This is a genomic window from Stenotrophomonas acidaminiphila, assembly GCF_001431595.1.
In the GTDB taxonomy this organism is placed as follows: domain Bacteria; phylum Pseudomonadota; class Gammaproteobacteria; order Xanthomonadales; family Xanthomonadaceae; genus Stenotrophomonas; species Stenotrophomonas acidaminiphila.
The window spans coordinates 19,842-38,988 of sequence record NZ_LDJO01000038.1 but is presented as its reverse complement, the minus strand read 5'-3'; the positions used below and the strand labels follow the sequence as shown (position 1 = coordinate 38,988).

At 69.7% G+C, this 19,147-nt stretch carries 14 protein-coding genes; 1 reads left to right on the top strand and 13 read right to left on the bottom strand.

The window, feature by feature from the left end; genetic code table 11:
* Positions 1-196: 196 nt before the first annotated feature.
* Positions 197-2,908 carry a preprotein translocase subunit SecA gene (gene secA, locus ABB33_RS12395; RefSeq protein ID WP_056932313.1) on the bottom strand — a complete coding sequence of 904 codons (2,712 nt, stop codon included), beginning with the start codon at positions 2,906-2,908 and terminating at the stop codon, positions 197-199.
* 157 nt (positions 2,909-3,065) lie between these two features.
* The gene (locus ABB33_RS12390) at positions 3,066-4,016 is read right to left on the bottom strand and encodes a M23 family metallopeptidase (RefSeq protein ID WP_056932312.1); all 951 of its coding nucleotides are present in this window, start codon (positions 4,014-4,016) and stop codon (positions 3,066-3,068) included.
* Between the two features lie 12 nt (positions 4,017-4,028).
* Between ABB33_RS12390 and ABB33_RS12385 the strand changes: the two genes are divergently transcribed.
* The gene (locus ABB33_RS12385; RefSeq protein ID WP_056932311.1) at positions 4,029-4,466 is read left to right on the top strand and encodes a DciA family protein; all 438 of its coding nucleotides are present in this window, start codon (positions 4,029-4,031) and stop codon (positions 4,464-4,466) included.
* 180 nt (positions 4,467-4,646) lie between these two features.
* On the opposite strand, the gene lpxC is transcribed toward ABB33_RS12385, so the two are convergent.
* The 11 genes from lpxC to ABB33_RS12330 all read right to left on the bottom strand — a co-directional run bounded on the left by lpxC (position 4,647) and on the right by ABB33_RS12330 (position 19,088).
* Complete coding sequence (lpxC, locus tag ABB33_RS12380; RefSeq protein WP_056932310.1) at positions 4,647-5,558, bottom strand: UDP-3-O-acyl-N-acetylglucosamine deacetylase; 912 nt, start codon at positions 5,556-5,558, stop codon at positions 4,647-4,649.
* A 265-nt stretch (positions 5,559-5,823) separates the two neighbouring features.
* Positions 5,824-7,053, bottom strand: a complete 1,230-nt coding sequence (gene ftsZ / locus ABB33_RS12375; protein ID WP_054668777.1) for a cell division protein FtsZ — start codon at positions 7,051-7,053, stop codon at positions 5,824-5,826.
* Between the two features lie 175 nt (positions 7,054-7,228).
* On the bottom strand, positions 7,229-8,464 hold the full coding sequence (gene ftsA, locus ABB33_RS12370) for a cell division protein FtsA (protein WP_054667596.1): 1,236 nt from the start codon (positions 8,462-8,464) through the stop codon (positions 7,229-7,231).
* A complete protein-coding gene (locus ABB33_RS12365; protein WP_056932309.1) occupies positions 8,461-9,189 on the bottom strand; it encodes a cell division protein FtsQ/DivIB in 729 nt (242 codons plus the stop codon). The genes ftsA and ABB33_RS12365 overlap by 4 nt, the downstream gene beginning before the upstream one ends.
* A 100-nt stretch (positions 9,190-9,289) precedes the next feature.
* Positions 9,290-10,726 (bottom strand): UDP-N-acetylmuramate--L-alanine ligase, encoded by a 1,437-nt coding sequence (gene murC / locus ABB33_RS12360; protein WP_054667598.1) that lies wholly within the window; start codon positions 10,724-10,726, stop codon positions 9,290-9,292.
* 43 nt (positions 10,727-10,769) lie between these two features.
* Entirely contained in the window at positions 10,770-11,903 is a 1,134-nt protein-coding gene (gene murG, locus ABB33_RS12355) for an undecaprenyldiphospho-muramoylpentapeptide beta-N-acetylglucosaminyltransferase (protein WP_056932308.1), read from the bottom strand.
* Positions 11,903-13,210, bottom strand: a complete 1,308-nt coding sequence (gene ftsW, locus ABB33_RS12350) for a putative lipid II flippase FtsW (RefSeq protein WP_054667600.1) — start codon at positions 13,208-13,210, stop codon at positions 11,903-11,905. Before ftsW ends, murG begins: the two co-directional genes overlap by 1 nt.
* Positions 13,210-14,295 carry a phospho-N-acetylmuramoyl-pentapeptide-transferase gene (gene mraY, locus ABB33_RS12345; RefSeq protein WP_054667601.1) on the bottom strand — a complete coding sequence of 362 codons (1,086 nt, stop codon included), beginning with the start codon at positions 14,293-14,295 and terminating at the stop codon, positions 13,210-13,212. The genes ftsW and mraY overlap by 1 nt, the downstream gene beginning before the upstream one ends.
* On the bottom strand, positions 14,285-15,667 hold the full coding sequence (locus ABB33_RS12340) for a UDP-N-acetylmuramoyl-tripeptide--D-alanyl-D-alanine ligase (protein ID WP_054667602.1): 1,383 nt from the start codon (positions 15,665-15,667) through the stop codon (positions 14,285-14,287). Before ABB33_RS12340 ends, mraY begins: the two co-directional genes overlap by 11 nt.
* Positions 15,664-17,232: a UDP-N-acetylmuramoyl-L-alanyl-D-glutamate--2,6-diaminopimelate ligase gene (locus ABB33_RS12335; RefSeq protein WP_054667603.1), complete on the bottom strand. Its 1,569-nt coding sequence runs from the start codon at positions 17,230-17,232 to the stop codon at positions 15,664-15,666. The genes ABB33_RS12340 and ABB33_RS12335 overlap by 4 nt, the downstream gene beginning before the upstream one ends.
* A complete protein-coding gene (locus ABB33_RS12330) occupies positions 17,229-19,088 on the bottom strand; it encodes a peptidoglycan D,D-transpeptidase FtsI family protein (protein WP_054667604.1) in 1,860 nt (619 codons plus the stop codon). Before ABB33_RS12330 ends, ABB33_RS12335 begins: the two co-directional genes overlap by 4 nt.
* Positions 19,089-19,147 lie beyond the last annotated feature (59 nt).

Sequence of the window (19,147 nt, the reverse complement as noted above, 5' to 3'; positions counted from 1 at the left end):
AACGGCGCGCAGCGATGGCATGTCGCGGCCAATGGCCGGCATTGCGGGTATCCACCCGATGAGCCCCCCCCCCTTGGCAAGGGGGGCGCGTCGAAGGCGCAGGGGATCGGGGACAAAGACCGTGTACCCATGATCCGTGCAACGGATCATGGATGTGTAGCCCGCCGCGCGGGCTACACCACGGTCAACTCAACTTTCAGTTGAGTTGACCGTGGCAGTGCTTGTACTTCTTGCCGCTGCCGCAGGGGCACGGATCATTGCGGCCGACCTTGGGCTCGGCGAGCGCGGCCTGCACCTCGGCCGCCTCCTCGTCGGCGCCGTAGCCGCCGTTGTCCTGGTGCTGGAACTGCGACATCTGCAGGCGCGCTTCGGCCTGCTGGCGTTCCAGCGCCTCCATCGCCGCCACTTCCTCCTCGCTGCGGATGCGCACGCGCGAGAGCAGCTGGATCACTTCGCGCTTGACGTTCTCCAGCATCTCCGAGAACAGTTCGAAGGCTTCCTTCTTGTATTCCTGCTTGGGCTGCTTCTGTGCGTAGCCGCGCAGGTAGATGCCCTGGCGCAGGTAATCCATGCGCGCCAGGTGCTCCTTCCAGCTCTGGTCGAGCACGGTCAGCATCACGTGCTTCTCCAGCGCGCGCATGGTCTCGGCGCCGACCGCCGCTTCCTTCTGCTCGAAGTGCCGCTCGATGTGGTCGGCAACGGCCTGGGCGATGCCCTCGGCATCCAGTTCCTCGTGCTGCTTGAACAGCCCCACCAGGTCCATCTGCACGCCCAGGTCGGACTCCAGCGTGGCCTGCAGGCCCGGCAGGTCCCACTGCTCGTCCACCGAGTTCGGCGGCACGAAGCGGGCCACCAGGTCGTAGATCACGTCGCCGCGGATGCCATCGATGTTGTCCTTGACCGACTCGGCGTCGAGCAGCTCGTCGCGCTGCGCGTAGATCACCTTGCGCTGGTCGTTGTTGACGTCGTCGAAGTCCAGCAGGTTCTTGCGGATGTCGAAGTTGTGCGCCTCGACCTTGCGCTGCGCCTTCTCGATCTGGCGGCTGACCAGGCGGTCCTCGATGACGTCGTCTTCCTTCATGCCCATCAGGCGCATCGCCTTCTGCACCCAGTCGGAGGCGAAGATGCGCATCAGGTTGTCTTCGAGCGACAGGTAGAAGCGCGAGGAACCCGGGTCGCCCTGGCGGCCGGAACGGCCGCGCAGCTGGTTGTCGATGCGGCGCGATTCGTGGCGTTCGGTGCCGACGATGTGCAGGCCGCCGGCGGCCTTGACCGCGTCGTGACGCTCCTGCCAGGCCGCCTTGACCGCGGCCTTCTGCTCGGCGTTGGCCTCCTCGCCCAGTTCCTGCAGCTCGGTCTCCAGCGAACCGCCGAGCACGATGTCGGTACCGCGGCCGGCCATGTTGGTGGCGATGGTCACCGAGCCCGGGCGGCCGGCATTGGCGACGATGGTCGCTTCGCGGTCGTGCTGCTTGGCGTTGAGCACCTCGTGCTTCACGCCGGCCTTGCGCAGGTGCTCGGACAGCATCTCCGAGGTTTCGATCGAGGTGGTGCCGACCAGCACCGGCTGGCCGCGCTTGGCACATTCCTCGATGTCGGCCAGCACCGCGTTGAACTTGCCCTTGCGGTTGAGGAACACCTGGTCCGGGTGGTCCTTGCGGATGGTGGGCTTGTTGGTCGGGATCACCACCACTTCCAGGCCGTAGATGCTCTGGAACTCGTAGGCTTCCGTGTCGGCCGTACCGGTCATGCCGGACAGCTTCTTGTACATGCGGAACAGGTTCTGGAAGGTGATGCTGGCCAGCGTCTGGTTCTCGCGCTGCACCGGCACCCCTTCCTTGGCTTCCACCGCCTGGTGCAGGCCGTCGGACCAGCGGCGGCCGGCCAGGGTACGGCCGGTGAACTCGTCGACGATCACCACTTCGCCGTCGCGCACGATGTAGTCCACGTCGCGCTGGTAGATCGCGTGCGCGCGCAGCGCGGCGTTGAGGTGGTGGACCACCGTCAGGTTCTGCGCGGCGTACAGGCCGCCGTCGTTGTCGGCGTCGATGATGCCAGCCTGCCGCAGCAGGTCCTCGGCGTGCTCCATGCCCGCTTCGGACAGGTGCACCTGCTTGCCCTTCTCGTCGACCCAGAAATCGCCTTCGCCTTCCTCGGTCTCCTGCTTGACCAGCTGCGGCACCACGCGGTTGACGCGGATGTACAGCTCCGGCGAGTCGTCGGCCGGGCCGGAGATGATCAGCGGGGTGCGGGCCTCGTCGATCAGGATCGAGTCGACTTCGTCGACGATGGCGTAGTGCAGGCCGCGCTGGTAACGGTCGGCGCGGGTCAGCGCCATGTTGTCGCGCAGGTAGTCGAAGCCGAACTCGTTGTTGGTGCCGTAGGTGATGTCGGCGGCATAGGCTTCGCGCTTGTCGCCATGCGGCATGCCCGGATAGACCACGCCCACGCTCAGCCCCAGCCAGTTGTAGAGCCGGCCCATCTGCGCGGCGTCGCGCCGCGCCAGGTAGTCGTTGACGGTGACCACGTGCACGCCCTTGCCTTCCAGGGCATTGAGGTACACCGGCAGGGTGGCGACCAGGGTCTTGCCTTCACCGGTGCGCATTTCGGCGATCTTGCCCAGGTGCAGCACCATGCCGCCGATCAGCTGCACGTCGTAGTGGCGCATGCCCAGCACGCGCAGCGAGGCCTCGCGGCAGACCGCGAAGGCTTCCGGCAGCACCTTGTCCAGCGCCTCGCCAGCGGCGATGCGCTCGCGGAACTCAGGGGTCTTGGCCTTCAGCTGGTCGTCGGAAAGCTTCTGGATTTCCGGCTCCAAGGCATTGATCTTGGCGACGATACGGTTGAGCTGGCGGAGCTGGCGCTCGTTGCGGCTGCCAAAAACGCGGGTAAGCAGGCTGTTGATCATTGAAGGAACCGGTTTGAATGGAATGCCGTGCGCGGACCCCACCCCAAGCGGGACCAGCCGGGCACAAACGAAACAGGGCGCAATGCGCCCTGTCGATGGCAACGCCTATTGTAGCTTGGGGCGGGCGCCTGGCGATTCAAGCGCCCGCAGGCGCCCGTCAGCCACGCTGGATGCGGCCCACCGGGGTGGTGCCGCCGTCGCCCAGGAACTTGCGCGGGTTGACCACGCGCCCGTCCTGCCAGACCTCGAAATGCACGTGCGCGCCGGTGGAGCGCCCGGTGGAACCGGCCTTGGCCACTTCCTGGCCGACCCGGACCAGGTCGCCCTCGCGCACGCTCAGGCGCGAGTTGTGCGCGTACAGGGTCTTGTAGCCATTGCCGTGGTCGACCTCGACCACGTTGCCATAACCGCCCTTGACCCCGGAGAAGCTGACCACGCCTTCGGCCACCGCCGTCACCGGGTCGCCGACGCGGGCGTGGAAGTCCATGCCCTTGTGGGTAGCGGCACCGCGGCCGAACGGATCGGCGCGGGTACCGAACCCGGAGGTCACGTAGCTGTTGCGGATCGGCATGCGCGAGGGCACGGCGTTCTGTTCCAGCTGGTGGTCGAACAGCAGCGACTCGAGCACCGACAACTGCCTGCCTGAAGCAGCGAAGCGCTGCTCCAGCACCTGTAAGTCGCTGTTGACCGCGCTCAGCGGGATGTCCTGCGCTGGGCCGGCATCGCCGTCACCGAGGCCGGGCGTCTCGTTGAAATCGAACTCGCCGTCCTCGAGCTTGCCCATCTGGGTCAGGCGCTCGCCCAGCGCGTTCAGGCGGGTGGCCTGGGCCTGCAGCTCGCCCAGCCGCGCCGCCAGCGCGTTGACCTGGGTCTGCGCGTCGGCCTGCACCTTGGCGAGCTCGCGCTCCTGGCGTTCGACCTGCGCGCGCAGCGCCGCGTCGCCGGCCGCGCCGACGCCGAGGGTGAGCCCCACGCCGACCAGGCAACCCAGGCCCATCACGCTGCCCAGCAGGGCCTTTGGCCTATCCTCGAAAAACATCTGCAGGCGCGCCAACGGCGTTTTTGCCTGCTGCCCCCGTGTTTTGATTACGATCTTTTTGAATGCCATCGAAGAATTCTTATGTCTGAGCCGAAATCCAGCGTTCGTTCCCGCAGCGCGCCCAAACAGGCGCTGGAAGCGGTCATGGCGGACAAGGCCGGGAACCCGCTGCGACGAGCCCTGTGGCTCGATGCGCTGGACCGGCAGTTGCGCCCCCATCTGCCGCCTGCGCTGGCCAACCGTTGCCGGCTGGCCAATGTGGACGGCGAACACCTCGTTTTTCTCGTCGAATCGCCGGTCTGGCATGCCAAGGTCAGGCTTGCCGAAAACCAGCTGCTCGACGCGGCCCGATCCATCGGGCTGAAGGCCACCCGGGTGACCGTCAAGACTGCAACCGCGCCTGCACCCTCCCCGGTGCGCAACGACCAGCGCAGCACTCACGCAGTAACGGCCGCCACGCACAAAGGCCTGCGCGACGCCTTGGCTTGTCTGGCGGATGTGAAGGGCACCCGTTCCTGAATGCGGGTGGGGTTGCTCCACCACATCCGGGCATCCCGAAGGACCCCAGCACCAAGCCGGCAGGAATCCTAGCCGCGACTTGCAGTGGAGGAGTTAGTCTTTTGTTAATTAATCGTTAAATTCAGGCTGAAATGGCGCCTGGATTCACATTTTGTCTACGCCTATCCGTAGACCGCCCATTCAGGCGTAGGCCGTCGCCCCGTAGACGATCGGGTCGGCGACAGCCGGCGAATCGAAGCTCGCCCACTCCCAGGCGCTGGCGTCGGCCAGCAGGGCGCGGACCAGCTTGTTGTTGAGCGCGTGGCCGGATTTGTAGCCCTCGTAGGCACCCAGCACCGGGCCCCCGGCCAGGTACAGGTCGCCGACCGCATCGAGGATCTTGTGCCGCACGAACTCGTCGGCGTAGCGCAGCCCGTCGTCGTTGAGAACGCGGAATTCGTCCAGCACGATGGCGTTGTCCATCGAACCGCCCAGCCCCAGGTTGCGCTCGCGCATGTACTCCAGGTCGCGCATGAAACCGAAAGTGCGCGCGCGGGAGATTTCCTTGATGTAGGCGGCGGTGGAGAAGTCGATCTCCACCCGCGACTGGCGGGCCGGGATCATCGGGTGGTCGAACTGGATGGTGAAGCCCAGCCGGTAGCCCTCGTGCGGTTCGAAACGGGCGACCTTGTCGCCGTCGCGCACTTCCACGGTCTTGAGGATGCGCAGGAAACGCTTGGGTGCCGGCTGCTCGACGATGCCCGCCGACTGCAGCAGGAACACGAACGGACCCGAGGAACCGTCCATGATCGGCAGTTCGGCCGAGGACAGCTCGACGATGGCGTTGTCCACGCCCAGGCCGGCCATGGCCGACATCAGGTGCTCGACGGTCTGGATCTTGGCGCCTTCGCAGGTCAGGCCGGTGCACAGGGTCACCTCGGTGACCAGGTCGGCGCGCGCCGGCACTTCCACCACCGGGTCCAGGTCGACGCGGCGGAACACGATGCCATGGTCGACCGGCGCCGGGCGCAGGGTCATGTAGACCTTGTCGCCGCTGTGCAGGCCGACGCCGGTGGCGCGGATCGTGTTCTTGAGGGTGCGCTGCTGGATCATCGGGGTACGTTCTGGAGGGACCGCCCGGAGCGCGGCCATAACCAAACAAGAATAACACGCATCAACATCCGTCCCTGGCGCGCGGCCACCACGCCTCCTCCGGGGAGGCGAAGCTGCCGCCGGGCCGATCCTGGCCCGGCAGCAACGGACATGGATGCTGCCACCGGGGAGGACAACCCCGGCGTCTACGACAACTCACCACCTGCCGGCCATGCCGCCCGCCGAAGGCGCCCCGTCGGGACGCCCGGCGATGGCGACCGGCTGGTCAGTCGGCCTGGCGGCGGAGGAACGCCGGGATGTCCAGGTAGTCGCTCGGCAGCTCCGCCGCGGCCGGTGCGGCCGCCGGGGCCGACGCGGCCGCGGTGTCCGAACTGGGGCGGCGCAGGCCCATGCCCAGCGAACTGCCGACGGCCTTGGCCACCGCATCGGCCGGGCTTTCGTAGTCGCCGCCGAACTCGGCCTGGCCGGTGGTGGCGTTGCGCACCAGCTTGATCGGCGCACGCTCGCCGGGGCGCTGCGCGTTCTTGGCCACGGCGCGGTTCAGGCCGGTGGCGACCACGGTCACCCGCACCTCGTCCTGCATGTCCGGATCGAGCACGGTGCCGACCACCACGGTCGCGTCCTCCGAGGCGAAGCCATCGATGGTGCGGCCGATCTCGTCGAACTCGCTCATGGTGAAGTCCGGGCCGGCGGTGATGTTGACCAGGATGCCGTTGGCGCCGGCCAGGTTCACGTCGTCCAGCAGCGGGTTCTGGATGGCGGCCTCGGCGGCGGCCTGGGCGCGGTCGTCGCCGCGGGCGGTGCCGGTGCCCATCATCGCCAGGCCCATTTCCGACATCACGGTGCGCACGTCGGCGAAGTCGACGTTGATCAGGCCCGGGCGCACGATCAGGTCGGCGATGCCCTGCACCGCGCCCTGCAGCACGTCGTTGGCCGCACGGAAGGCCTGCACCATGGTGGCGTTGCGGCCGAGCACGGTGATCAGCTTCTCGTTGGGGATGGTGATCAGCGAATCGACGTGCTGGCTGAGCTCCTCGATGCCCTTGAGCGCCACCTGCATGCGGCGACGGCCCTCGAACGGGAACGGCTTGGTGACCACGGCCACGGTCAGGATGCCCATTTCCTTGGCCAGCTGCGCCACCACCGGCGCGGCGCCGGTACCGGTGCCGCCACCCATGCCGGCGGTGATGAACACCATGTCCGCGCCCTGCAGGGCGTCCATGATCCGCTCGCGGTCTTCCAGCGCGGCCTGGCGGCCGACTTCCGGGTTGGCGCCGGCGCCCAGGCCCTTGGTGACATTGGTGCCGAGCTGCAGCTGCAGCTTGGCGCCGCAGTTCTTGATCGCCTGCGAATCGGTGTTGGCGGTGATGAACTCGACGCCGTCCACGCTGGAGTTGACCATGTGCGCCACGGCGTTGCCGCCGCCGCCGCCCACGCCCACCACCTTGATCACCGCATTGGGTGCCATCTTCTCGATCAGTTCGAAATGTGCCATGTCCATGTCCTCGTTATAACCGCTTCCGTTGGCGTGGCCCCGCAGGCGTCCTGCCCTTGGTCACCGCGCCGCCATTGCGGCAGTTGTCGTTGGAATCCCTCGTGGCCAGCGCCACTACGGGGTACCGCCCTGCTTCAATCACCGGCCAGTGGCCGGCGTTACCGCCTGCCCCGCGTCAGAACTCGCCGCGGAACCAGTTCTTCAATTTGTTGAACAGCGTGCCGGCGCGCCCGGTGGGCAGCGACGGACGCCGCGGGTGTTCGATCTGGCTGCCCATCAGCAGCAGGCCGACGCCGGTGGCATGCACCGGGTTGCCGACCACCTCGCCCAGCCCGGTGACGTGCTGCGGGATGCCCACGCGCACCGGCATCTGCAGCATTTCCTCGGCCAGCTCGACCACGCCTTCCATCTTCGAGGCGCCGCCGGTGAGCACCATGCCGGCACGCACCATTTCCTCGAAGCCCGAGCGCCGCAGTTCGGCCTGCACCATCTCGAAGATCTCCTCGTAGCGGCCCTGCACCGCCTGCGCCAGCGAGGCGCGCGGCATGCGCCGCGGCGGGCGGTCGCCGACTGACGGCACCTGGATGCTCTCCTCGGCGGTGGCCAGCTGCGCCAGCGCGCAGGCGTAGCGCACCTTGATCTGCTCGGCCTCCGGGGTCGGCGTGCGCAGCATGTGCGCGATGTCGTTGGTGACGTGGTCGCCGGCGATCGGCAGCGAGGCGGTGTGGCAGATCGCGCCCTGCACGAACACCGCGATGTCGGTGGTGCCGGCGCCGATGTCCACCATCACCACGCCGAGTTCGCGTTCGTCGGCGGTCAGCACCGCCACCGACGACGCCAGCGAGGACAGCACCAGGTCGTCCACCTGCAGGCCGCAGCGCTGCACGCACTTGCTGATGTTGGCCGCGGCCGACTGCGCGCACACCACCAGGTGCGCGTGCACCTCCAGGCGCACGCCGGTCATGCCGACCGGGTTGCGGATGCCTTCCTGCGAATCGTCCAGCACGTACTCGCGCGGGATCGCGTGCAGGATCTTCTGGTCGGCCGGGATCGCCACCGCCTTGGCCGCCTCCAGCACCCGGTCCAGGTCGCCCCAGGTCACCTCGCCCTCGCGGATCGGGGTGATGCCCTGCGAGTTGCGGCACTGCACGTGGTTGCCGGAGATCGAGGCGTAGACCGAGCGGATCTCGCAGCCGGCCATCAGCTCGGCTTCCTCGATCGCGCGCTGGATCGACTGCACCGTCGACTCGATGTCGACCACCACGCCGCGCTTGAGCCCGCGCGACTCGTGCGAGCCGATGCCGATCACCTCGATCGGGCTGCCCGGCGAGTACTCGCCCACCAGCGCCACCACCTTGGAGGTGCCGATGTCGAGGCCGACGATCAGTGATTTGTCACCCTTGCGATTCATGTCCTGTCCTGCGTCTGCTTTGCTGCCGGCGGCGGAGTTCCCCAGCTCAGCGTGAAACCGTTGGTGTAGCGGAGATCGGCACGCACGATCGGCACCTGGGTGCGCGTGAGCTGCGGCAGCACGCGCACGAAGCGGCCCAGCCGCGAACGCGCGTCGTCGCGGCCGACGATGACTTCGGTGCCGTTGTCCAGCGCCAGCGACCAGCTGCCGCGCGCGTCCATCGCCACCCGCCGCACGTCCATGCCCACCGGCGCGAACAGCGCGCGCGAATCGTTGTAGAGCTCGACCACCTCGGCGGTCTTGCTGTCGGGCCCGTCGAGCTCGGGCAACGGCGCGTTCTCCAGCCCTTGCGGGGTGGCGAACAGGCGCCCCTGCTCGGACAGCAGCCGGTCCTTGCCCCAGCGCGCGAACGGCTTGTGCTCGACCACGCTCACTTCCAGCACGTCCGGCCACTGCTTGCGCACCTGCGCGCTCTCCACCCAGGGCAACCGCTCCACCGCGTGCTGCGCGTCCTGCAGCTTGACCGCGAAGTAGCCGGCACGCGCATACGGCAGCAGCGCCCTGCGCAGGTCCTCACCGGGCACGCGCTTGAACTCGCCGTGCACGCGCAGGCGGGTCAGCGGCCAGCGCTCGGCGCCGACCCAGCCGTTGAGCACCGCGACCACCGGCAGCGCCACCAGGGCGATGGCCAGCAGCCAGGCGAGCATGCGCAGCAGCGCGCTCATGCCCGGCCTCCGTGCGCCCGGGCGGTTCCGCACGGCCGCACCGCGCCCTGGCCGCGCGCGGCCCTGGACGGGGTGCATGCCGACGGAAGCAGCCAGGCAATCATTCGTCCCGCGCCTCCTGGAAGCCGCCGCTGGCGATCTGCTGGGCGACGTGGCCGATGTCGCCGGCGCCCATCATCAGCAACAGGTCGCCGTCGCGCAGCACGTCCGGCAGCACCGACACCAGGTCGTGGGCATGGCCGACCACCACCGGTTCGCTGCGGCCACGGGCGCGGATGGCGCGGGCCAGCGACTTCGAATCGGCACCGGGGATCGGCGCCTCGCCGGCCGGGTACACCTCGCTCAGCACCAGCGCGTCGACTTCCGACAGCACCGCGGCGAACGCGTCGAACTGGTCGCGGGTACGGCTGTAGCGGTGCGGCTGGAACGCGACCACCAGGCGCTGCTCGGGCCAACCGCCGCGGGCCGCGGCGAACACCGCGGCCAGCTCGCGCGGATGGTGGCCGTAGTCGTCGATCAGCCGCACCCGGGCGCCCTTGGCGGTGGTGACCACGCCCAGGTCGTTGAAGCGGCGGCCCACGCCTTCGAACTTCTCCAGCGCCGCGGCGATGGTGTCCGGGGCCACGCCCAGCTGCCAGCCGATGGCGGCGGCGGCCAGCGCATTGAGCACGTTGTGGCGGCCGGGCAGCGCCAGCGTCACCGGCACGCTGCTGCCTTCGGGCAGGCGCAGGGTGAAGCGCATGCGCGCGCCGTCCTGCTCCACGTCCTCCGCGCGCACGTCGGCGTTGCCGCTCATGCCGTAGGTCATGACGTGGCGCGGGGTCTGTGTCGCCAGCGCGGCCACTTCCGGATCGTCGATGCACAGCACCGCCAGCCCGTAGAACGGCAGCCGCTGCAGGAACTCGGCGAACGCCGCCTGCACGCGGGCGAAGTCGTTGCCGTAGTTCTCCAGGTGGTCGGCGTCGATGTTGGTGATCACCGCCACCAGCGGGTTCAGGCGCAGGAAGCTGCCGTCGCTCTCGTCGGCTTCGGCCACCAGCCACTGCCCACCGCCGAGCTTGGCGTTGGCACCGGCGGCCAGCAGCTGCCCGCCGATCACGAAGGTCGGGTCCAGGCCGCCTTCACTCAGTACCGCGGCGGTCAGCGAGGTGGTGGTGGTCTTGCCGTGGGTACCGGCCACGGCGATGCCGCGGCGGAAGCGCATCAGCTCGGCCAGCATCGCCGCGCGCGGCATGATCGGGATGCGCTGGCTGCGCGCCTCCATCAGTTCCGGGTTGTCCTCGCGGATGGCGCTGGACACCACCACGCAGTCGGTGCCGAGCACGTTGGCGGCCGAGTGCCCGCGCATCACCCGCGCGCCCAGCCGCGCCAGCCGGCGGGTGGCGGCATTGTCGGCGTTGTCCGAGCCGGAGACTTCATAACCCAGGGTCAGCATCACCTCGGCGATGCCGCTCATGCCGGTGCCGCCGATGCCGACGAAATGCACCCGCGGGAACGCCCGGACCAGGTCGGTGGTGTCGTGGAGGCGGCGGATCATGCGCGGCCTCCGGCAAGGCGGGCGCGGGTGCGCGGTGCCGTGTTCATGCTGCTTCCTCGAGGATGATGTCGGCGATGCGTTCGGCCGCATCGGCCTTGGCCAGCGCACGCGCGGCCTGGGCCATCTGCATGCGTCGGGCGGGAGTGGCGGCGAGCGCGCGCAGCACGCCCTCCAGGTTGGTGGCCAGCGCGTCGTCCTGCTTCAGCAGTTCGGCGGCGCCGCGCTCGACTAGGTATTCGGCGTTGCGGGTCTGGTGGTCGTCGACCGCCGCGGCAAACGGCACCAGTACGCTGCCGACGCCCACCGCGCACAGCTCGGCCAGGGTGGAGGCGCCCGAACGGCACACCACCAGGTCGGCCCAGGCATAGGCCGCGGCCATGTCCTGGATGAAGGCATCGACGCGGCCGTCGACGCCGGCCTCGCGGTAAGACTGCCGGGCTTCGTCGAGCAGCTTCTCGCCGCACTGGTGCCAGACCTCGATGGCGACGCTGCCGGCCAGCGCGGCCAACGCCCGGGGCACTGCGTTGTTGAGCGCGCGCGCGCCCTGGCTGCCGCCCAGCACCAGCACCCGCATCGGGCCGCTGCGGCCCCCCAGGCGCTGCTCCGGCGCCGGCAGCGCGGCGATCTCGGCGCGCACGGGATTGCCGACGACCTCTTCGCCGGTGGCGAAGCTGCCGGGGAAGCCGGTCAGCAGGCGCCGCGCGAAGCGCGACAGGATGCGGTTGGTCATGCCCGGCGCGCGGTTCTGTTCGTGCACCAGCAACGGCAAGCCGTGCAGGCGCGCGGCCATGCCGCCAGGGCCGGAGGCGAAGCCGCCGAACGCCACCACCGCGCGCGGGTTGCGCTCGCGCAGGATGAAGCCGGCGGCGCGGATCGCGCGCAGCACCCGCAGTGGCGCGGCCAGCAGCGCCAGCTTGCCCTTGCCGCGCAGGCCGGAGATCGCCAGCGTGTCGATGGCGATGCCGTGCTGCGGCACCAGCCGGGTCTCCATCGCGCCCTCGGCGCCGAGCCAGGTGACCGCGACGCCGCGCTCGCGCAGCACCCGGGCCACGGCCAGCCCCGGGAAGATGTGCCCGCCGGTGCCACCGGCCATGATCAGCACCGGGCGCGCGTCATGCGACGGCCTCGGGCTGCCTTGCTGTTGGGCCACGGCCTGCGGCTGCGAGGGATGCGTCATCACGCGATCCTCCCGAAGGTCGGTTCGACACGCTGCTGCATGCGACTGGTGCCGCGCGTGGTACCGGCCTGCATGGCCGCGGCGATCGCGCTGGCGGTGGCCGGCTCGGCCGGCTGCGCGCCGGTCTCCGCCGGCGCATCGGCCACGTCGGCGTCATCGCGCACTTCCTGGCGGCGCACCGCGCGGTTGTATTCCCACGACACGCGCAGCAGCACGCCGACCGCCACGCAGGTCATCATCACGCTGGAACCGCCGGAGGAAATCAGCGGCAGGGTCAGGCCCTTGGTCGGCAGCATGCCCAGGTTCACGCCGATCGACACGAAGGTCTGCAGGCCGATCCACAGGCCCACGCCGAAGGCGATGTAGCCGGAGAAATGGCGGCGCATCTCGATGCAGCGCATGCCCAGCCAGAACGCACGGCCGACCAGCAGCGCGTACAGCGCGACGATGGTGCACACGCCGGCGAACCCCAGTTCCTCGGCGATCACCGAGAAGATGAAGTCGGTATGCGACTCGGGCAGGTAGTTGAGCTTCTGGATGGACGCGCCCAGGCCCACGCCGGTCCATTCGCCGCGACCGATCGCCATCAGCGCGTTGGACAGCTGGTAACCCGAACCCAGCTGGTCTTCCCACGGGTCCATGAACGAGGTCACGCGGCGCATGCGGTAGGGCTCGAAGATCACCAGCAGCACCAGCGCCGGCAGCATCAGCAGCAGCGGCAGCATGATCCGCTTGAGCTGCGCGCCGCCCAGCACCAGCATGCAGGTGGTGATGCCCAGCAGCAGCATCGACGAACCGAAGTCCGGCTGCAGCAGCAGCAGCACCACCAGCACCCCGACCACGCCCACCGGCTTGAGCATCGCCTGCCAGGTAGCGTTGACCTCGTCGCGGAAGCGCACCAGGTAGCTGGACAGCCAGACGATGTACAGCACCTTCACCGCCTCGACCGTCTGGAACTTGGACACGCCCAGGTTGATCCAGCGGCGGGCGCCGTTGACGGTGCTGCCCAGGCCGGGCACGAACACCACCACCAGCAGCGCGAAGCAGCCCAGCAGCAGCAGGTGGTTGTACTTCTCGACCTCGCGCAGCTCCACCCGCATCGCCACCGCCGCCAGCGCCACGCCGATGCCGATGAACACCAGGTGCCGGGTCAGGTAGTAGAACGGGCTCTGGGTGAGCGCGATGGAGCTGGAGGCGACCATCACGATGCCCAGCGACGCCAGCGCCACGGCCGCGCCCAGCAGCCACTTGTCGTAGTGGCCGCCGATCGCTTCGAGCCGGGTTGCCTGGCGCGCGGTATCGTCCATCAGCGCACCTTCAGCGTCGCCAGGCCGATCAGCACCAGCACCACCGAGATGATCCAGAAGCGCACGATCACCCGCGGTTCGGGCCAGCCCTTGAGTTCGAAGTGGTGGTGGATCGGCGCCATGCGGAACACGCGCTTGCCGGTCAGCTTGAAGCTGGCCACCTGGATCATCACCGACAGCGTCTCGATCACGAACACGCCGCCCATCACCACCAGCACCAGTTCCTGGCGCACGATCACCGCGATGGTGCCCAGCACCGCGCCCAGCGCCAGCGCGCCGACGTCGCCCATGAACACCATCGCCGGGTAGGTGTTGAACCACAGGAAGCCGAGGCCGGCGCCGGCGATCGCCGCGCAGATGATGACCAGCTCGCCCGCCCCGGGGATCTGCGGGATCTGCAGGTAGCTGGAGAACACCGCGTTGCCCGAGGCGTAGGCGAACACGCCCAGCGCGCAGGCGACCAGCACGGTCGGCATGATCGCCAGCCCGTCCAGGCCGTCGGTCAGGTTGACCGCGTTGGAGAAGCCGACGATCCAGAAGTAGGCGATGGCGACGAAGCTGATCCCGGCCAGCGGCAGCGCGATCGCCTTGAACATCGGGATGTACAGGGTCAGCGCCGCCGGCACGTCGGCGGTATGGAACAGGAACAGGCCGGCGCCGAGACCGAAGATCGACTGCAGCAGGTACTTCCAGCGCGACTTCAGCCCGTTGGGGTCGCGCCGGGCGATCTTGATCCAGTCGTCGTACCAGCCGATGGCGCCGAAGCACAGCATCACCGCCATCACCAGCCACACGTAGCGGTTGCGCAGGTCGCCCCACAGCAGCACCGCCATCAGCACCGACAGCAGGATCAGGCCGCCGCCCATGGTCGGGGTACCGGCCTTGGAGAAGTGCGACTGCGGGCCGTCCTTGCGGATCGGCTGCCCGCCCTTGAGCTGCGCCAGGCGGCGGATCGCCGCCGGCCCCAGCCACAGCGACAGGCCCAGCGCGGTCAACGCGGCGAGGATGCCGCGGAACGTGAGGTAGTTGAACAACCGGAACAGGTCGTCCAGCTGCTGCAGCCAGCGGGCCAGTTCAAGCAACATGCGGTGTGTCCTCGCCGCGCTTGAGCAGCGCGGTCACGATCTTGTCCATGGCGCTGCCGCGCGAGCCCTTGACCAGGCAACGCACGCCAGCATGAAGGTCGGCTTCCAGCGCGGCGGCCAGCGCGGCGTGGCTGTCGAAATGGCGCCCGCCTTCGCCGAACGCGGCGGCGGCGGCAGCACTCAGCGGCCCCAGCGCGTACAGCCGCTTGAGCCCGGCCTCGCGCGCACGCGTGCCGGCCTGCGCATGCAGCGCCTCGGCATCGGGGCCGAGTTCGCGCATGTCGCCCAGCACCAGCCAGCCTTCTTCGCTGGCCGCGGCGAGCGCGGCGATCGCCGCGGCCAGCGACCCCGGGTTGGCGTTGTAGCTGTCGTCGACCAGCACCGCGCCGCCGGGCAGCGCATGGGCGACCTGGCGGCCCGCCACCGGGCGCGCCTGCTGCAGGCCTTCGGCGACCCGCGGCAGGGCGATGCCCGCGGCCAGCGCCAGCGACGCGGCGGCCAGCGCGTTGAGCACGTTGTGCCGGCCCGGCAGCTGCAGCGCCACCTCGGCCTCGCCCTGCGGCGCATGCAGGCAGAAGCGCGAACCGGCTTCGGCCAGCACGATGGCGCTGGCGGTGACGTCGGCGCTGGCTTCCAGGCCGAAGCGGAGCACGCGGTGGGCACCAGCGCGCTCGGCGAAGAACGGGGCGAACGCGTCGTCGGCATTGACCACCGCCACTCCACCCTCGCGCAGGTCGTCGTAGACCGCCGCCTTGGTGTTGGCGATCTCCAGCAGGCTGCCCATCCGTTCCAGGTGCGCGGGCGCGACGTTGTTGACCAGCGCTACGTCCGGCGCGGCGATGGCGGTCAGGTAGGCGATGTCGCCCGGCTTGCCGGTGCCCATCTCGTAGATCGCGAAGTCGGCGTCTTCCGGCGCGTCGATCACCGCCAGCGGCATGCCGATCTCGTTGTTGCGGTTGCCCGGGGTGGCGTAGACCTGTCGGCCCTCGACCATCGCCACGTGCTGCAGGATCGCCAGCAGCAGGGTCTTGACGCTGGTCTTGCCATTGCTGCCGGTGATGGCGAACACGCGCGTGGCGCGGTCGCGCTGCATCGCGGTGGCGATCCGGGCCAGCGCGCGTTCGGCGTCGGCGACCACCACCTGCGGCACGTCCAGCGGCAGCAGGCGCTCGACCAGCAATGCGCTGGCGCCGTTGTCCACGGCGCCGGCGGCGAAGTCGTGGCCGTCGAAGCGCTCGCCGCGCAGGGCCAGGTACAGGCTGCCCGGTGCCAGCGTGCGGCTGTCGTTGCCGATGGCATCGATGCTCGCGTCCTCGCCATGCAGCTCGCCGCCGGCCCAGTGCGCGATCAGCGACAGCGGGGTGCGCTTCATCGGGCGCCTCCCGCGGCCGCGTCGCCGCTGGAACCCTGTGCGGCGCGTGCGCTTTGGCGGCTGGCCAGCGCGCGCGAGGCGACGTCGGTGTCGTCGAAAGGATGCTTGATGCCTGCGATCTCCTGATAAGGCTCGTGCCCCTTGCCGGCGACCAGCACGATGTCGCCGGGGCCGGCCTGGGCGATGGCCGCGCCGATGGCGCGCGCACGGTCGCGCTGTACGTGAATTTCGGTGGGCCGGTGCGCCGCAGCGCTGCCCGCGGCGGCGCTGCGGGTGCTTTCGCCCGTGGCGAAGCCGGCCATGATGTCGGCGACGATGACGTCGCCGTCCTCGCCGCGCGGGTTGTCGTCGGTGACGAACACCACGTCGGCATGCGCCTGGGCGATGGCCGCCATCTGCGGACGCTTGCCGGTGTCGCGCTCGCCACCGCAGCCGAACACGCACAGCAGGCGGCCGTCGAGGTGGCCATGCAGGCTGCGCAGCGCCTGCTCCAGCGCGTCAGGGGTGTGCGCGTAATCGATGACCACGGTCGGCTCGCCGTGCCCGCCGAGGCGGTTCATGCGGCCGCGGATCGGCTGCAGCCGGCCCAGCACGTCGGCGATGGTCGCCGCCGGGTGGCCCAGCGCATGCAGCGTGCCGGCCACGGCCAGCAGGTTGTCGACGTTGAAGCGGCCCAGCAGCGGCGAGCGCAGCGGGTGGCGCTCGCCGCCGATGACCAGGTCGAAGCCGATGCCCTGCCCATCCAGCACCAGCGCCTCGGCGCGCACGCTGGCGCCCGCCTGCCCGGTCGAGCTCAGGCCGATGCCGCGGACCCCGCCGGCCAGGGTGCCGGCCAGTTCGCGGCCGAACCCGTCGTCGAGGTTGATCACCGCCGCCTTCAGGCCGTCACGGTGGAACAGCCGCGCCTTGGCCGCGCCGTAGCTGGCCATGTCGCCGTGGTAGTCCAGATGGTCGCGGGTGAGATTGGTGAACACCGCCACGTCGTAGTGCACGGCATCGACGCGGCCCTGGTCCAGCGCATGCGAGCTGACCTCCATCGCCACCGCCTGCGCACCCTGGTCGCGCAGCCGCGCCAGCACTTCGTGCATCTGCAGCACCAGCGGCGTGGTGAAGCCGGTCGGCACCACGTCGCCGTACAGGCCGACGCCGAGCGTGCCGATGCTGCCGCTGCGGGTACCCAGCAGGTGCCAGGCCTGCGACAGCAGCTGCACGGTCGAGGTTTTGCCGTTGGTGCCGGTCACGCCGACCATGGTCATCGCGCGCGAGGGATGGCCATGGAACTGGTCGGCCATCGCGCCCATGCGCTGGCGCAGGCCGGGCACGGCGATGGCGTCGGCCGGTGCCGGCAGCTGCGCCGGTGCCGGCGGATCGAACAGGATGGCGCTGGCACCAGCCGCGCGGGCCTGCTCGACGAAACCCAGCCCATGCGCGCCGAAGCCGGCGATGGCGACGAAGGCGTCGCCGGGGCGCACCTGGCGCGAGTCCAGCACCAGCCCGCCGATCTGCGGGTCGGACGCCAGCGCCAGGTCGGGCAACAGCTGCGACAGCGGCATCGTGCGGCTCACTGGCGCACCTCCGGCGTGGCCGGCTGCGGCGCGGTGGCGGTGGGGATGGCCGCGTTGAATTCGGCATCGATATTGGGCTCGGCCGGATCCTGCGGCACCGGCAGCACCGCCGGGTTGTGGACCGGGTTGCCGCCGACCTTGCCGGCCGCCTGCGCCGCCAGCCACGACTGGATGTCGTCCGGCGGCACGTCCATCAGCCGCAGCGTGCCCTCCATCACGTGGTGGAACACCGGCGCGGACACCAGGCCGCCGTACTGCAGCCTGCCGCGCGGGTCGTTGACCACGATCACCGCGGCAAAGCGCGGGTTGGTGGCCGGCACCACGCCGGCGAACAGCAGGTTGTAGTGGCCGCGTTCGTAGCCGTTGGGGCCGTTCTTGCGCGCGGTGCCGGTCTTGCCGGCGACGTGGTAGCCCAGGATCGCCGCCTGCTTGGCACCGCCCTGGGTCACCACCGTCTCCATCATCCGCACCACTTCCTGCGCGACCGCTGGCTCGATCACCTGGCGCGCTTCGTTGTGCTGGCCCTTGACGAAGGTCGGCTGGATCACGCGCCCGCCGTTGGCCAGCGCCGAGTAGGCCTGCGCAATCTGCAGCGGCGTCACCGACAGGCCGTAGCCGTAGGACATGGTGGTCTTGGTGGTGCCGTACCAGCCCGGGCTGCCCGGCGACGGCACCACGCCGGCCGACTCGCCCGGGAAACCGCTGTGCGGCGCCACGCCGTAACCGAAGGCGCGCACCGCGTTGTAGAAGGTCTGGTCCGGCAGCCGCGCCACGATCTTGGCCGCGCCGATGTTGGAGCTGCGGGTGATCACCCCGGTGACGTTGAGCACGCCGTTGTTGCGCGGCACGTCGCGGATCGTATAGCGGCCCAGCGACAGGTAGCCGGGGTTGGTGTCGATGATGGTGTCCGGGGTGACCACGCGGTTCTGCAGCGCGGTGGCGATGGTCAGCGGCTTCATCGTCGAACCCGGCTCGACCAGGTCGGTCACGGCGCGGTTGCGGCGCGCATCCGGCGTCGCCCCGCTGACCGAGTTCGGGTTGTAGGTCGGCAGGTTGGCCATGGCCATGATCTCGCCGGTGGCCACGTCCATGATCACGATGGAGCCGCCGGCCGCTTCGTTGGCGGTGACCGCGTTGCGCAGCTCGCGCATGGCCAGGAACTGGATGCGGCGGTCGATGCTGAGGGTCAGGTCCTTGCCCGGCTCGGCCGCGCGCACCAGGTCGATGCTCTCCACGATCGCGCCCTTGCGGTCGCGGATCACCTTCTTGGCGCCCGGCTTGCCACGCAGCCATTCGTCGAACGCCAGCTCCAGGCCTTCCTGGCCGTGGTCGTCGATGTTGGTGAAGCCCAGCACGTGGGCCATCGCCTCGCCCTGCGGGTAATAGCGGCGGAACTCGCGCTGCGCGAACACGCCGGGAATCTTCAGCGCGACGATCTGCTCGGCCACGTCCGGGTTCATCCGGCGCCGCAGGTACATGAACTCCTTGTCGGCCTTCTGCGTGAGCTTGGCGGTCAGCTCGTCCACCGGCAGCGACAGCGCCTGCGCCAGCTCGGGGATGCGCCCAGGCGCGCGCAGCAGCTCCTGCGGGTTGACCCAGATCGAGGCGACCGGGGTGGATACCGCCACCGGCTCGCCATTGCGGTCGGTGATCATGCCGCGCGAGGTGGCGATGGGCACTTCGCGCAGGTAACGCGCTTCGCCCTGGCGCTGGTAGAAATCGCTGTTGACCAGCTGCACGTAGGCGGCGCGGCCGACCAGGGTCACCGCGCACAGGCCCAGCCCGGCGCCGACCATCAGCATGCGGTTGCGCAGGTTGAACTGGCTGCGGTTGCGGTTGCGGCGGGGGGCGCTCATGGCGCACCTCTGACCGCCATGGACGGCGGGAATGCCGGTTTTGCAGGAGCACAAACCGA